The 14,504-nt window shown below is 63.3% G+C and carries 16 protein-coding genes, 1 tRNA gene and 1 pseudogene; 7 read left to right on the top strand and 11 right to left on the bottom strand.

All coding sequences use genetic code 11. From position 1 onward, the window contains the following. Positions 1-69: 69 nt before the first annotated feature. The 6 genes from GRI32_RS07240 to GRI32_RS07215 all read right to left on the bottom strand — a co-directional run bounded on the left by GRI32_RS07240 (position 70) and on the right by GRI32_RS07215 (position 6,023). Positions 70-762 (bottom strand): DsbA family protein, encoded by a 693-nt coding sequence (locus GRI32_RS07240; RefSeq protein WP_160590732.1) that lies wholly within the window; start codon positions 760-762, stop codon positions 70-72. Positions 763-772: 10 nt separating this feature from the next. Continuing rightward, complete coding sequence (locus GRI32_RS07235) at positions 773-2,128, bottom strand: M48 family metalloprotease (protein ID WP_160590731.1); 1,356 nt, start codon at positions 2,126-2,128, stop codon at positions 773-775. Positions 2,129-2,180: 52 nt separating this feature from the next. Then, the gene (locus tag GRI32_RS07230; protein ID WP_160590730.1) at positions 2,181-3,323 is read right to left on the bottom strand and encodes a phosphatase domain-containing protein; all 1,143 of its coding nucleotides are present in this window, start codon (positions 3,321-3,323) and stop codon (positions 2,181-2,183) included. A gap of 65 nt (positions 3,324-3,388) precedes the next feature. Then, a complete protein-coding gene (locus GRI32_RS07225) occupies positions 3,389-4,768 on the bottom strand; it encodes a PAS domain-containing protein (RefSeq protein WP_160590729.1) in 1,380 nt (459 codons plus the stop codon). A 122-nt stretch (positions 4,769-4,890) separates the two neighbouring features. After that, a complete protein-coding gene (locus tag GRI32_RS07220; protein ID WP_337190179.1) occupies positions 4,891-5,256 on the bottom strand; it encodes a DUF2141 domain-containing protein in 366 nt (121 codons plus the stop codon). Between the two features lie 47 nt (positions 5,257-5,303). Next, positions 5,304-6,023: a sterol desaturase family protein gene (locus GRI32_RS07215; protein ID WP_160590727.1), complete on the bottom strand. Its 720-nt coding sequence runs from the start codon at positions 6,021-6,023 to the stop codon at positions 5,304-5,306. Between the two features lie 148 nt (positions 6,024-6,171). On the opposite strand from GRI32_RS07215, the gene GRI32_RS07210 reads away from it, so the two are divergent. Together GRI32_RS07210 and GRI32_RS07205 are read left to right on the top strand one after the other, a co-directional pair. Next, positions 6,172-6,630 carry a hypothetical protein gene (locus GRI32_RS07210; RefSeq protein WP_160590726.1) on the top strand — a complete coding sequence of 153 codons (459 nt, stop codon included), beginning with the start codon at positions 6,172-6,174 and terminating at the stop codon, positions 6,628-6,630. Then, positions 6,623-6,802: pseudogene (locus GRI32_RS07205) on the top strand (helix-turn-helix transcriptional regulator); the annotation flags it as partial. The gene GRI32_RS07210 and the pseudogene GRI32_RS07205, both read left to right, overlap by 8 nt. 74 nt (positions 6,803-6,876) lie before the next feature. On the opposite strand, the gene GRI32_RS07200 reads toward GRI32_RS07205, so the two are convergent. The 3 genes from GRI32_RS07200 to GRI32_RS07190 all read right to left on the bottom strand — a co-directional run bounded on the left by GRI32_RS07200 (position 6,877) and on the right by GRI32_RS07190 (position 8,773). Beyond that, a complete protein-coding gene (locus GRI32_RS07200; RefSeq protein WP_160590724.1) occupies positions 6,877-7,383 on the bottom strand; it encodes an MmcB family DNA repair protein in 507 nt (168 codons plus the stop codon). 101 nt (positions 7,384-7,484) lie between these two features. Continuing rightward, complete coding sequence (locus GRI32_RS07195) at positions 7,485-7,835, bottom strand: hypothetical protein (protein WP_160590723.1); 351 nt, start codon at positions 7,833-7,835, stop codon at positions 7,485-7,487. Between the two features lie 137 nt (positions 7,836-7,972). Beyond that, positions 7,973-8,773 (bottom strand): hypothetical protein, encoded by an 801-nt coding sequence (locus GRI32_RS07190; RefSeq protein WP_160590722.1) that lies wholly within the window; start codon positions 8,771-8,773, stop codon positions 7,973-7,975. Positions 8,774-8,955: 182 nt separating this feature from the next. On the opposite strand from GRI32_RS07190, the gene GRI32_RS07185 reads away from it, so the two are divergent. Further along, entirely contained in the window at positions 8,956-9,360 is a 405-nt protein-coding gene (locus tag GRI32_RS07185) for a DUF6152 family protein (RefSeq protein WP_160590721.1), read from the top strand. Positions 9,361-9,460: 100 nt separating this feature from the next. Further along, positions 9,461-9,537, top strand: a tRNA-Arg gene (locus tag GRI32_RS07180). A 79-nt stretch (positions 9,538-9,616) separates the two neighbouring features. On the opposite strand, the gene GRI32_RS07175 is transcribed toward GRI32_RS07180, so the two are convergent. Next, positions 9,617-10,813, bottom strand: a complete 1,197-nt coding sequence (locus GRI32_RS07175; RefSeq protein WP_160590720.1) for a M20 metallopeptidase family protein — start codon at positions 10,811-10,813, stop codon at positions 9,617-9,619. 257 nt (positions 10,814-11,070) lie between these two features. On the opposite strand from GRI32_RS07175, the gene GRI32_RS07170 reads away from it, so the two are divergent. Both GRI32_RS07170 and GRI32_RS07165 read left to right on the top strand, forming a co-directional pair. Beyond that, positions 11,071-12,099, top strand: a complete 1,029-nt coding sequence (locus GRI32_RS07170; protein ID WP_160590719.1) for a diacylglycerol/lipid kinase family protein — start codon at positions 11,071-11,073, stop codon at positions 12,097-12,099. After that, on the top strand, positions 12,096-12,989 hold the full coding sequence (locus tag GRI32_RS07165; RefSeq protein ID WP_160590718.1) for a hypothetical protein: 894 nt from the start codon (positions 12,096-12,098) through the stop codon (positions 12,987-12,989). The genes GRI32_RS07170 and GRI32_RS07165 overlap by 4 nt, the downstream gene beginning before the upstream one ends. A gap of 46 nt (positions 12,990-13,035) precedes the next feature. Here the strand turns inward: GRI32_RS07165 and GRI32_RS07160 are convergent, their stop codons facing one another. After that, a complete protein-coding gene (locus GRI32_RS07160; protein ID WP_237437434.1) occupies positions 13,036-13,494 on the bottom strand; it encodes a DUF2141 domain-containing protein in 459 nt (152 codons plus the stop codon). A 276-nt stretch (positions 13,495-13,770) separates the two neighbouring features. Between GRI32_RS07160 and rpe the strand changes: the two genes are divergently transcribed. Beyond that, positions 13,771-14,430 carry a ribulose-phosphate 3-epimerase gene (gene rpe, locus GRI32_RS07155; protein ID WP_160590716.1) on the top strand — a complete coding sequence of 220 codons (660 nt, stop codon included), beginning with the start codon at positions 13,771-13,773 and terminating at the stop codon, positions 14,428-14,430. The last annotated feature ends 74 nt before the right edge of the window (positions 14,431-14,504 follow it).

Genomic DNA, 14,504 nt, shown 5'->3' with positions numbered 1-14,504 from the left:
ATCCGGCTTGGGCTTGGCCTTGCGAAAGGAAAGTGACTTGATGAGCGCTTTCATGGCGCTCTCTCCCTATCAGGAATCGCGCGCTTCGGCGATTGCCCGGCCGATCGATTCAGCGCCGATTGCACCGTTGAGCGCCTTGTCACCCACTATCCAGCTGGGCGTTCCGGTTATGCCAAGGCTCTGCGCGAGGAAGATGTTGTTCTGCAACTGCGATTCGAACTGGCCCGCCGATATCGCTGCCAGCGCCTGTTCCACATCCACGCCGGCCTGCGTTGCGGCGGCGGTGATGGTTTCCTGCGTCACCTGCCCTTGCGCAAACATGGCGAGGTGGAATTGTTCAAACCGGCCCTGCTGCGCCGCAGCCAGCGCCATGCGGGCGGCATCGGCGCTCTGTTCGGTAAGGATGGGATATTCGCGCACCACCACCTTGAGATCGGGGTTGGAGGCGATCAGCGCATTCACATCGGCCACGCTCTGGCGGCAGTAGGTGCAGGCGTAATCGGTAAATTCGACCAGCGTCACCGCGCCATCGGGATTGCCCAGCACGGCGCCGGGGAAGGCCGCTTCCAGCTCATCGCGCAGCGGTTCGATCCGGGCAAGTGTGTCACGCCGCTGCAACTCCTCCATCGCCTGCGGCAGGACTTCGGGATTGGAAAGCAGGTAATCGCGCGTGTGGTTGTCCCCCAGCCCGGAGAAGGACCACAGGGCAGCTCCGGCAAAACCGGCGACAAGGGCGATCAGGGAAGTGGAAATCCAGCGCATGTCAAACGGCCTAACCGCGTTCATCCAATCGTTCAATCATCGCGCGTGCTTCAATCGCCACGTCCTGTGCGCGAATCCAGTCTGGCGTGCCTTCGGGCAGGCCCGCTTCTGCGGTACGAGCGCTTTGCAGCGCCGCGCGCGGATTGCCTGACATGATCTGCTGTTCGGCGCTGGCCAGCCGTGCGCGCGGAAAATCGCCGCGCTGACCATAGACCACGCCCAGCTGATACCAGGCAAAGGGGTTGAGCCGGTCACGCCCCACGGCGGCGCGCAGCACGCGCTCTGCCTCCTCCAGATAGGCGGGGTTTTCGGTGGCCAGCAGGGCATGGCCCAGCATTGGTGCAATCAGCGGGTTGTAATTGGTCAGCTCCACCGACCGGCGCAGCGGCAGCAGCGCCTCTTCCGCGCGGCCTGATTCAAGCAGGATCTGGCCCTTGAGCTCAAGGAAATAGGGGTTGTCCGGCTCCTGCGCGATCAGGGCGTCGGTTTCTGCCAGCGCATTGTCGATCAGGGCTTCCTTGTTATAGGCATAGGCCCTGGCATAGCGCGCGGGCACGCCTGTCATGTAAACGGGGAACGCGTTCAGCGTGCGCGCCGGATCGGCCTGAAAGCCGAACAGCTTGGCCTTGATCCGCTCAAACCGCATCTGCTGCACCGGATCGGGCGGAACATCCCATGCCGGGTCCGCCTCATAGCCCGCGCGCAGGGCGGCGATACGGCTGCCGGAAAGCGGGTGGGTACGGGCAAATTCCTGTTCGGCGGTCTGGCTGATGCCGCGGCGGAATTCATAATTCTGCAGCTTGCGGAAGAATTCCAGACTGCCGCGACCGGTGATGCCGGCGTCCGAGAGATATTGCGCGCCCGCCGCATCGGCGCTGGCTTCCTGCGTGCGGGTGAAGGTGAGGAAGCTGCCCATTGCGGCCTGCTGGCCCATGGCGAAAATGCCCATCGCCGCATCGCCGCTGCCCGCCAGCGCGGCGCCGATGGCGGCCAGCGCGGAAAGCAGGGTGATGCGCGTGGCATTGGTCGCGCCTTCGGAATAGCGGATGATGTGGCCGCCCATCACATGGCCCAGCTCATGCGCCAGAACGCCCTGCACTTCATTGGCGGTATCGGCGGCGGCGATCAGCCCGGAATGGACATAGATGCGCTGGCCACCGGCCACGAAAGCATTGATCGAATTGTCATCCAGCAGCACGACTTCGACCGATCCCTCACCCAGTCCGGCAGCTTCGGCCAGCGGATCGACCATGTCCTGCAGCAACTGTTCGGTCTCTGCATCGCGCAATATGCTCTGCGCGGCAGCGGGATGTGCTGCCAGCATGGTGAGGGCCAGTGCGGCAAAGATATGGGCAAGAATGCGCATGCAGATGCAGTGCTAGCCCGCTTCGCCCTGAACGGGAACTGAAGATTACTGCTCAATCGCCGGGGCGGGCGTCCGCAGCAGCCTCGCCCACCGCTGCCACGATGCGGCTGGCCTCAATATTGTGGTCAAGACCGGCCTGGCGCAGGAAGGCCAGACCCGCATCATAGGATGGCCCCATCCACAGCGGCACGCCGGCCTGTTCGATCATTTGCTGTGCGGCCCGCTCGGCCTCGCTCAAGTCATCGGTGGCAATCCGGCGCAGGAAGATGGCGGCGATCCTGCCGGGATGGCGGTCCACTACATCGGCAAAGGCCGGCAGGTCCCCTTGCGTGTCATCGCCGATCAGGGCGAAGCGAAGCTGCGGATACATCTCCACTATATGCCCGATCGATGCAGACTTGTGCGCCCCATGGCCTGCGCCGCCCAGAGTGGCGCGGTCCATGGCCCAGTCGCGCAGCATCAGCGGACCCAGCGGCAGGCGCTTGGCGCGCTTGAAGGCGACGAGGTAGGAAAACAGGTTCCACGGGCTGGACGAAACATAGAAGAACGGCCGGTGCGAGGCGGCAAGACGGATGGCGTCAGGCTCTCCATGCGGCGTTTCGGGAATGCCGCCGCCAAGCGCCGAGAAGAACACATCGGTACCCGGCACGGCGATACGGTCCTGTGGCCATTGCGCCAGCAGCCGCTGCCAGTTGCGCAGCAGCGGACGAATACCGCCGGTGATGCCGGTTTCGATGATCGTATCGTCAATGTCGGAAATGACCGCCAGATCGCTCAGCCGCCCGGGCGCCAGGACGTGGCCTGCCAGACTCTGTTCGCCGTCATCATCCGGCCAGCTCAGCCGGACCATTTCCCATGCCGGGTGATCGGGCAGGTCCCAGTGCGGATCGAGCGCCAGATCGAAATGCACGAAGCCTTCGGCATCGCTGTGCGCGCTGTGGTGCAGCAGATCGCCATCCGGGCGCTGCAATGCCAGCGTCACCCTGACTCCGGCCACTTCGCGCGAGGCAAACTGGGCGAGCATTGTGCGCACTGCCAGCCAGCGCCCGCCACCTGAATAATCGTGATCTCCTGATCGCAGTTGGCCAGATCGCAGGGCGCGCGCCTTCAGCACCAGCCGTGCATGGCTGCGATAGCCGAAATAGGGCTGGATGCGGACCGGCGAGGACTTGGGAGTTGCGCTGAACAGGGCCATTCCCGCCAAGGCTACAGGCCCGGCCCGCGTTTTGACAGGTGCGAGTTGCCGGACCGGGCAGCCAGTCAGCCGATCAGCTTGCGCGCGGCCTTTTCGATCAGGGCATTGTCTTCGGGGACTTCGCCCAGCAGGACCACGTCGCCATCATCTGTCCGGCGCACCATCACCAGCGCGAATTCCTCGCCCTGAGTGCCAATGGCAGAAAGCTGGCGCGGCTGGATGGCGCGCAACTTGCGGGCAAGCGCCTTGCGCGGCCCGGTCTGCACCGCGGCGCGCGTGTCACCGTCCTGTCGGCGCAGGCGGCGTTCGGCCTGGACCACGCCCTTCAACCCGCCATCGGCAGCGCGCAGGAAACTGCCCAATGCGCCGCGTTCCAGCCCGATGCGCTGTGCATGGGTCAGCGCTGCGGCATATTCGGTCAGCCGCGTCTTGTCGTAATCGGCGCCGAACACCAGCTTGACCACCGGCGTCATCGGCGCGCGTTGCTGCATGGCAAGACCGGCATCTTCGAGCATTTCGGCGAATTCGCCCGGCTCTTGCGCTGCTGCCAGGGCAAAATCATAGGCGCGCCCGATGGCATCGTACAAAGCCTTGCGGGTGCGATCTTCGCTGCTGCATGCAGTCTGCGCCAGCTCGCGGGCCGCAGCGAGCCAGTCAGCCAGGCCCATGTCGGCGGTATCGCGTTCGTTTGTCCCGTCAGAAGCCGCAGCATGGCTGGTCAGGTCAAGCCCGAAGGAGGGGCGGGGAAGGTCATCCATTTCCGGCGCGGCAAAACCGGTGCCGCCGGTCATCGATCCGGGACCATCGGCCCAGTCTGCCATCGGCGCCTCGGGTGAGCGGCTGCGCACGCCGGACCGTTCCAGCGCCTGGTCGATTTCCAGCAGCAATTCATCGGCGTCCTTGCTATCCGCCATTTCCTTCCAGTTGATCGCGCCGAAGATGAAATCAATCGTCTCGTCATCGCTGGAGAAAGGCAGCAGAATGCCGCGATAAAGGATCGTCACACCGCGCTGGTTGACGAATTCGGCCTCAAATCCGATCGGCGCCTGGTTGGCCAGGATCTGCATGTAATGATCGGTGATGCGGCTGAGCAATGAGCGCGAGGGGACATCGGACAGGCGGTTGATGACCATTCCGTTGGCACCGCACTCGCCAGCCAGTTCGCTGCCCAGGAAGGCAATTGCCGGGTCCTCCACGCCATGGGAGAAATCGAGCAACACGCCGTGCGGGCCAAAGTCGGGCAGCTTTTGCGGATCAAGATCCTCGACATTGGGAAAGTTGCGATTGTCCAGCAGGCTGGCCCAGAAATTATAGGCGCGCACTTGCATCCGCCGCTCATCCGCGCCGATCTGAGGGGGCGGAGCGTCGTGTTCCAGCTCATCATCGATCGCGTCGTCGCCATAGGCGCCATCGAAACCGTCAAAATTGCCACGTTGCGTGTCCATCGCACCAAAACCCCTTGAACCATGTGTCAGGAGCCTTTTGGCGCGACGTGGTAAATAATTGATGAAGTTGTGCCGATGGTGGTGGACTTATGCTGGCCTGGGCCAGTCTGCGGGTCGAGCGATCACAGCATATAGCGCATGCGGATGGTCTGGCTCACCGGCCTGCTGCCCACTTCGAAGGCAGCCTCGTCAAAATCCGGCGGGCCAAGCCGCACCGGCGCATCGCGGGAAAAGCCAAAGCCTTCGCGCGGGATCATGGTCAGCGCGCGGTCGGCGCGGCCGTTCTGATTCTCATCGTGCAGCAAGGCAATGGCATAGGTGCCGGGCTGCACGCCTTCGAAATGCAGCGTCAGCGTGGAGGCCGCCGGCACGGTGACGCGGTGCGAATGCGCATCGTTCCGGCAGCGCGGGAATCGTTCGGGATCATCGGTCATGCAGGCCATCACCACGCCGTGCGTATTGCGCAGGTTGGTGACCGAAATGCTCACCTCAACCGTGTGCTCTGGCGCAGCGCCCATCAGCAAGGGCGCCGCGATCAGCGTTCCAGCTTTGAGGATATGCCGCGATCGGTGCTGCACAGGCGATCCCAGAAGCGGAAATAAAGTCCGAAATTGCATAGATACTCGTCATGGTGACGTTGATGGTGGCTGGCCGTTATCACCCAATTTCCCAATGGGGAATGAACGAACCATCGCGGGAACATCTCCCAGCCCATGTGATTGGTCACGCCCATCACCGTCATTATCAACAGCACCGTGCCCAGCATGGCCACATGAATGGGGATCACGAACACCAGCAGCGGAATCACCAGCGCGCCGGTCAGCGCCTCCACCGGGTGAAAGCTCATCGCCGCCCATGCGGTGGGCGGGCGGCTGGCGTGATGCACCGCATGGGCGATGCGGAACAATCTGGGCCGGTGCATCCAGCGGTGTGTCCAGTAGAACCACGTGTCATGCGCGAACAGATACGCGAACAGCGATAGCGGCAGGTACCACAGCGGGTAATCGTTCCATTGCGTGTAAATCTGCGTCCAGCCCAGTTCCCGCCAGCCCCAGGCGACAATTCCGGCAGGCACGCCGTAGATCGCCGCCGACAGCAGCGACCACCAGATTTCCCTGCTGATCTGCGGCTCCAGCCCGCGATAGAGGCCCGGCCGCACCTTGCTCGTCACCCAGGCGAATGCGCCGCTGGTGAGCAGGTAGCGCACGCCCACTATCACCGTCATGGCAAGCGCGGAGAGGAGGATTGCGGTCATCGCTGCGGGCTTATCAATTGCGCGCCGCGCGCGATAGGCATTCCTTGGGCCATAGGAAAAGGGTGACAAGTAATATTGACATAAGGTCAAGAATTACATACATCGCGAGTCGTCAAGAAGATTAGACATACAGACAAGAGGATTTGACATGACGGATTGCGATGCAGAAGGCGGGCAAGCGCCGCACTGGTTCAGCCCCGCTGCCTGGCAGGCGGGCATGCGGCCACAGGATCTGCGCAATGCGCGCGTGGTGAACATGTGGTGCTGTGCCTGGGCGCTCGCGTTCGTGGGCGCGACTTTCCTGATCTCCCGGCTCCAGCCGACCCCGATAATGGGCGCGGTCATCATTGCCGTGCCGCTGGTGATCGGCGTGTGCACCATCAGGTCTTACCTGCGCTTCCTTCATCAGGCGGACGAATTGCTGCGCAAGGTTCATCTGCAAGGCCTGGGCGTGGGCAGCGGTGCGGCAATGGCGGTCGGCTCGACCTTTCTGATGGCGGCACCGATGGGTGCTTCTGCGCTGTGGGGGCTGACCTTCGCACTTGCCGCACTGGCGCTCAGCTTTTCGTTCAGTGTGCTGCGCGCGGCGAGGCGGCTCAATGCGTAACAGGCTGCGCGTGCTGCGGGCAGAGCGCGCCTTGTCGCAGGCTGCGCTGGCACAGATGCTCGATGTCTCACGCCAGACGGTGAACGCGATCGAGGTCGACAAGCACGATCCCAGCCTGACGCTGGCGTTCAAGATATCGCAGGTGTTCGGCCAGCCGATCGAGGCAATCTTTGCCGGACTGGAAGATACCGGCTTGGATGATGCCGGGCTGGATGATGAAGATGGCGCGAACGGCGGGCAGGAACCCTAACCCTCCAGGCGCATGCCCCAGTTCTCGCAATGGGGATCGCTCTGCACCACATTGCGGCGAAGGGCGGCCCGGGCCAGGCGTTCCACCTCTGTCTTGCGGCGCGCTGCGGCGAGCGGATGGCTGGGGGCCGGGCGGATAATCTCCGCATCATATTCATCGGCCACGATCACGCCGCACAGATCGGGGCGGAAATCCTCCCCTTCCAGACAGGCGCGGTCGAGCTCTGGCGGCAAGCCCCAGAAAAACCGGTCACAAAAATCGAGATAGTCGGGCCATTTGCCATCGCCCATCAGATCGCCGCGCGCGGTCTTGATCTCCACGATCACGATTCGACCCTTGCCATCCACGCCCATCAGATCTGCCCGCCGCCCGTTGCGCAGCGTCATCTCAGGCATGACCCATATGTCGTTGCGGGCAAACAGCCGGCAAATTCCCCTGGCGACAGCGTGCGAGCGCAGCTGATCCTTCTTTGCGGAAGTCTGGATTGGTAGCGAATCACCCATGCCGCGAAACTGGAACGAAATGGGAACATCGTCAAGCGCCTTGCCGCGCTGCTGTTACTTTGCTGGTGTTGCTTCCGGCAGGCAGAGGTCTGCCGAAAGGCTCAGGCGCTTCGGCGCGGACCCAGATGGCTGCTCTGCGGCAAAAGGCCCAGAATGGCCGCGCGGGCGCTCATGAATTCGTGCCACAGCGCGGTGGCCGCCGGGCGCGGATCGGCCCCGCGCGCATTCACCGCCAGCAGGGCGGCCAGTCCCGGCTCCATGATGGCAGCCAGATCCGCCACGGCGTTTTCCGCCAGCTGGCGGCGCCAGGGCGGGCAATCACGGATCAGGGCGGGAAAATTGCGGGCCAGCTTGTCTGGCGATTCCGCCGGCAACCCGGCCAGCATGGAAACCACCGAGCCCGCCTCGCTCAACGCACCCCAGCGCATGCTGGTGGCGCTTGCGCCGAGCATTGCGCGATCGGGGCGCGGGACAATATTTGGCGTGGCAATTTTCATGACACCAGCCATAGCGCCAGTGTGCTTGCCAATTGGTTAGCGGGCCCGGTGCGACACCGGGCCCGCCACATCACGGTTCGATCGAAAGCGCGCTATTCCGAAGGAGGAGCGCCGAACGGGTCGTCCTCTTCCAGATGGTCGAAGCCAAGATCGATATTCGCCCCGTCTTCACCCGATGTCAGGCGGTTGTTCTCGGCACAGACATATTCGCGCAAGGGGAACTCATTATCCAGCCGATAGGCCACGCGCGTGACATAGGGCACGCGCAGCACATCGGGATTGGTGATGGTGAATTCGATCATCAGCTCACCCGGCCCGCTCAGATAGATATGCTCATGCACGCGGCTCTTTTCGGTATGCGGGATACCGGCGGCGATATTGGTCAGCGGGTGCAGGCCCACCGTATCCACCACCAGCATGTCACCATCCCAGTAGCCGACCGATTCGCCGTTGAAGAACAGGTCCGGATCAGCAGGCAGGGCGCGGCCATCGGTGTAGATCCGGCGCACCTGCTCATAGGCTTCGGTCAGAATCGTCACGCGGCCCGGTGAGAACAGGATCTCGATCGGGTATGGCTGTTGCATCACGCCGGGAATGCCCGGCGGCAGGCACTGCGCCTGCGCCTCCTGATTGGGTCCGTTCTCGCGGATCGATGCCTGATAGGCGTCAAACGCGGCCTGCGCGGTTGGCGTCAGCTGGGGCGGGGCCGCGCGATCGGCAAACAGGCGCGTCCAGTCCGGATACCAGATACCCGTCCAGTCGGGCAGTTGCAGCACCTCCTGATAAGCGGTTGCCCGCGGCGAATCGGCTGCGACCTGCGCCGTGGCGGCGCTGGCTGCCATAAGTGCGGCGCCGCAGACTGCCGCCCGCGAAATCCATGCGATAGCTCTCATTCTCATCCCTTCCCGGAGAATTTCCCTCGGTTTTTGCCGAATTGGTTGCCTTTGCCCATTAGATTGATGTCGCAAAACGTATCAAGTCAAGTCGATGGGTTGATTCTGTCCGGCAATTGCTGGCAAAAGAATTGCAAAGGTGATCAGGGACCGTTCAGCTACCCTGCGCCAGGAGAGTGAACATGAATAGCAAAACCTTTCGCCGCGCTGCGCTCGGCTTCGCCTTCGCTCTGGCCGGGGCTGCCAGCCTGTCTGTGCCAAGCTCCGCCCACCATTCCACCGCCATGTTCACATGGGGCCAGGAATCGACCATGACGAACATGACTGTCGAGCGCTGGGAATGGACCAATCCGCACACCTTCCTTTACGCCCGCGATGCCCAGGGCACGCGCTGGGCATTTGAGGGGATGAGCCCGAATCACCTGGTCCGCTATGGCTGGTCGCGCCGGTCGCTGCAGCCGGGTGAGAAGGTGAACCTCACCTATTACCCCCTGCGTGATGGCCGCAATGGCGGCTTCAACGTCACCGTGACCAAGCCTGATGGCTCGCGCTTGTTCCAGTTCGGCGATCGCGGCACTACCCAGTAATCGCGATAGTGACCGGGTCGACTGGTCAGCACCGCACTTCAGCGATCAGGCGAATATAGCTTGGCGCGCCGCGCGCTGATTGCTAGGCGGCTGCCCTGTTGCACCCGTAGCTCAGCTGGATAGAGCGCTGCCCTCCGAAGGCAGAGGCCACAGGTTCGAATCCTGTCGGGTGCACCAAGGAATGAGCCGTCCGTGAGGGCGGCTTTTTCTTTTTCAGACATTTGTCGGCCAGCTATTCGCCCGTGGAGTACCGGCCCTATTCCCAGCCGTTTTCCAGGAAGCGCACCGCGCAGCTGGCCAGGAAGGCGGAGCCGGTGGGCAGGACGCTCTCGTCGACCATCATCTTGCTGGAATGGATGCCGCAGCAGCTCTTCCAGTCCGATCCCTCTTCCGCCACGCCCAGGAAGAACATCGCGCCCGGGACTTTTTCCAGCACATAGGCGAAGTCTTCGGCACCCATCAGCGCGTGGGCCAGCTGCTGATAGGCTTGCTCGCCGCCCATTTGCAGCGCCACTTGCCGGCCAAGATCAACTGCCCGGCCATCGTTGACGGTGACCGGGAAGCCTTCCTCGATATTGACGCTGGCGGTGCAGCCGTGCGCGCGGGCGACATTTTCCGCCACTTCGACGATGGCCGCGCGCAGGGCCTGGCGGCGCTGGGCGGAAAGCGTGCGGATCGTGCCACGTAGCAGGGCGGTGTCGGGGATGATATTATGCGCGCTGCCCGCTTCCATCTGGGTGATGGTGACCACGCAGGCCTCTGCCGCGGCAAAGCGCCGGGTGACCATGGTCTGCAGCGCGGTCACGATTTCGGCTGCGGCTGGGATGGGATCGCGCGTGTCATGCGGCATGGAGGCATGGCCGCCGCGCCCGGTCAGGGTGATCTCCACCATGTCGGCAGCAGCCATCATCGCGCCATGCCTGCCGGCGATCACGCCATGCGGCGAATTGGGCATGATATGCAGGGCAAAGGCGGCATCGGGCCAGGGATCGAGCAGGCCGTCCTCGATCATGTAGCGCGCGCCGTGAAAACCCTCCTCGCCCGGCTGGAACATGAAATGCACCTCGCCGCAAATCTCCTCACGCCGTTCTGCCAGTATGCGCGCGGCACCGGCCAGCATGGCGGTGTGCGTATCGTGGCCGCAGGCATGCATCCGTCCGGGAATGGTGGAGGCGAACGGCAGGCCGGTGTCCTCCTGCATCGGCAGGGCATCCATGTCACCGCGCAGCAGCGCAGTCCGGCCTGGCTTGCCACCTTGCAGCACGGCCACCGCGCCTGTGGCAGAGGTGCCCTCGCGCCATGCCAGCGGCAGATCCGCCAGCTCTGCCCGCACCTTGGCCAGCGTCCTGGGCGTTTCCAGCCCCAGTTCCGGTTCTGCATGGATGGCGCGCCGCAGGGCGACGATACGCGGCTCAATTTCCCGGGCGGCGAGGATCAGTGTCTCAGTCAGCATGCCGACTGTCTACCGCGCGTGCCTGATGCGCGCAAAACTATTTCGCCTGCACAGCCATACGGACGAGAGCTATGGGCTTGTCGGTTGCGGAGTGATACCTAACTTGGCAATTGGTGACCAAATGGTGGCCAATGCCAGTTCGGTGTTGCGCAAATATTGCAGTGTTGCGGCGAACTGTTGCCGTGCGGCGACAGCTTGCGGGCAATTTGAATTATTTCCGTAGTAATTGCATAGGGTGCGAGGTTAAGGCGGTGAGTATGCACGGGACCATACATCTGTTCGACCGCCTGCCGCAGGTTGATGTCGCGCAGGATTCGGCAGAAAGCCGCACATCGGTGCAGGTGCGGGCCCAGCCGCTGGTGGGCCTTATCCGCAATCCGCACAGTCACGGCAATGAAGGTTCGCCGCAGGACAGCGATGCCATTGCAGGCGTCATCACCGCCTCGCCATCGCGGCGCAGCGAACTGCACGAAATTCTGGCCGATTTTGCCGCCAAGCGCGTGGACTATATCGCCATCGATGGCGGTGACGGCACGGTGCGCGATGTGCTGACTTGCGGTGCGGGTTCGTTTGGTGAAACCTGGCCTGAACTGATCCTGCTGCCCAGCGGCAAGACCAATGCGCTGGCGCATGATCTGGGCATTGGTGATGACTGGAATCTGGCCAAGGCGCTGGAAGCTGCGAAGAATGACCGGATGGTCATGCGCCGCCCGCTGGTGGTGGCGCAGCGTGACAATGAAGCGGCGCAGGTGCGTGGTTTCGTGATGGGTGCCGGGGCCTATACCTCCGCCATCAGCCTGGGGCAGGACGCGCATAATTTTGGCGCCTTCAATGCCGCCGCCGTGGGCGTGACCGCTATCTGGAGCGCGTTGCAGGCGTTTTTCGGCAGGCAGGACAATCCGTGGCGGCGCGGCACGCGCATGCGCCTGCGCGATGAAGCCGGCGTGGATCTGGAACATGCCGGATTTGCTCCTGCGGATGAGCGGTTTTTCATGTTCGCATCCACCTTGCGGACATTCCCGGCTGGCCTGCGTCCGTTCAAGGACATGGAGGCCGCCCTGCGCGTGGCGGTGTTCGACAATTCGCGCCGCCGTCTGTTGCTGCGCATTCCGGCAATTTTTCGCGGCAATGTGGGCGAGGCCACGCGGCGCGGCGGCTATCACACGCATGGGCTGGAACAGCTGGAATTCGATATTGCCGATCGCTTCATCCTCGATGGCGAGGCATTTCCGCCCGGCTCCTACCGCGTGACGCCCGGCCCGCGCCTGCGCTTTATCGTTCCGTGAGCATGGATCTGCGCGCGCGGATCAACGCCGCGCAGACGCGCCAGGTCCACCCTGCCATCGCCGATTATGCGCGCTTCCTGGCCGAGGAGGCCGGTGCCTGCGCGGTGCTGTTCTATGGCTCCAACCTGCGCACGGGCGTGCTGGAAGGGGTGGTCGATTTCTACCTGTTGCTGCCCGGCCCCGCCGAAACCGGCCTGTGGCCGCGCGTTTCCTACCGCGAATGGCAGCATGAGGGGGAGGTGTTGCGGGCCAAGATCGCCACCATGTCGCTGGAGAAATTCGCCCAGGCCGCGCGCGGTGAGACGATCGACACGACCATCTGGGCGCGCTTCGTTCAGCCCAGTGCACTGATCTGGGCGCGTGACGATGCAGCGCGCGCGGCGGTTGGCGATGCACTGGCGCAGGCCGCGCAGACGGCGGCGCGGCTGGCGGTGGCTGTTGGCCCATCAGCCGGGAATGCCGCCGACTTCTGGCGCGCGCTGTTCCGGGCGACCTACCGGGCAGAACTGCGGGTGGAGAAGCCGGGGCGCGAAGACACTATCCTTGAAGCCAACGCCGCCCATTTCGATGGATTGCTGACTGCCGCGCTTGATGCGGCCGGGATCGGTTATGAGCGGCAGGGGCAGCTGATCGTGCCGCAGCTGTCCAGCCAGCGCCGCCGCGCGATTCTGCGCTGGTGGCGCAGGCGTCGGCGGATGGGCAAGCCGCTCAACATCGCGCGCCTGCTGCGGGCCACGCGCACATTCGATGGGGCGGGGCGATATGCGGCGTGGAAGGTGGAGCGCCACACCGGCGTCAAAGTGGAAGTGACGCCCTGGCGCGAAAAACATCCGCTGCTGTCCGCACCCGGCGTGATGTGGAAAATCTGGCGCGCGAAGCGGCATGGCTGAGCGGGTCAGGCTGACCCGGTCTGGCTAAGCAGCCTGCTGGCGCGCCTTACAGGTAGCGCATCTGCAAATTGAGCGTGATCACGCTGTTGCCGACATCAAAGCGGGTGCGGCGATAATTGGGCTTGCCCAGGTTGAAGATGTTCAGATTGGGATTGTTGGACATGGCCCCGCCGTCTGTGCGGATATCGGTGCTGCCATTGCCGTTCACGTCATGGCGCACGGCAATGCCATAGGTGCCGGCCTGCGGAACGGGCATGCAGAAGCTCATGTTGCCCTGCCGCGCCGGGGCTTCCATGCGATAGATCCACCGCCCGCTTTCCAGCCAGTCGGACTCGATCCCGCGATACAGCTGTACGCGCACTACGCCATTGGAGTTGCTGACACCGGCCACATTGATGCGGATGGCAGGCCCGCTGCCACGGCAGGGTGCGGGATCGTTGCGGATTTCCTGGCGGAACTGCGCATAGGCCGGAACCGCAAGCGAAACGCCCGCAATGGCAATCATCAGGGCTGCAAAGCCATTACGAACAGATAGACGCATGAATAATCCTGTTTCAAACTCGCGACCATTGCGATCACTGACCCCGCCGGGTCTTGCCGTGCAATCGCGCAGGGTTTGACCCCTGTTTGCGCCGGTTATTGGATATTTGCCACTGAACAGCATGTGAAGAATGCCGTCAGCCGCGTGTAAATATTCGGGCACAGAATGGCCCCTGTGTGGAAAATGTCCCCCGCCCAGCTTGTTCGCCGATTCGCCGCAGCCTATCGCATTATGGCAATCATGAAATCACCACTCATCTCGCCCTCGATTTTATCCGCCGATTTCGCCCGGCTGGGTGAAGAGGTGCGCGCCGTGGATGCAGCCGGGGCAGACTGGATCCATGTCGATGTGATGGACGGGCATTATGTCCCCAACCTCACCATCGGTCCGGCGGTGGTGAAGGCGCTGCGACCGCACAGCGCGAAGGTCTTCGATGTCCACCTGATGGTCTCACCTGTCGATATGTGGATCGAGCAATTCGCCGATGCGGGTGCCGATATCATCACCGTGCACCCCGAAGCGGGACCGCATGTCCATCGCAGCGTGCAGGCGGTGAAGGCGCTGGGCAAGAAGGCGGGCATTTCGCTCAATCCGGCAACGCCTGCCAAGATGCTCGACTATCTGATCGAGGAAATCGACCTGGTACTGATCATGAGCGTCAATCCCGGCTTTGGCGGGCAGAGCTTCATCGAAAGCCAGCTGCGCAAGATCGAGGCCGTGCGCAAGATGATCGACAAGGGCGGGCACGATGTCCTGATCGAAGTGGATGGCGGGGTAACAGCCGACAATGCGCGCCGCTGCGTGGATGCGGGCGCGGATGTGCTGGTTGCCGGTTCCGCCACCTTCAAGGGCGGGCCAGATTGCTACGCCGCCAACATCGCCGCGCTGAAGGGCTGCTAGGCATGGACGATCTTTCCACCCGGCTGCATCATGGCTCGGATGGGGATTCCGATGATGGTTTGCGGGAAGGACCC

This window comes from Alteraurantiacibacter aestuarii, from assembly GCF_009827405.1.
GTDB classification, from domain to species: domain Bacteria; phylum Pseudomonadota; class Alphaproteobacteria; order Sphingomonadales; family Sphingomonadaceae; genus Alteraurantiacibacter; species Alteraurantiacibacter aestuarii.
Note: the sequence above shows the minus strand (reverse complement) of the source record. Positions and strands in the feature narration are given on the sequence as shown.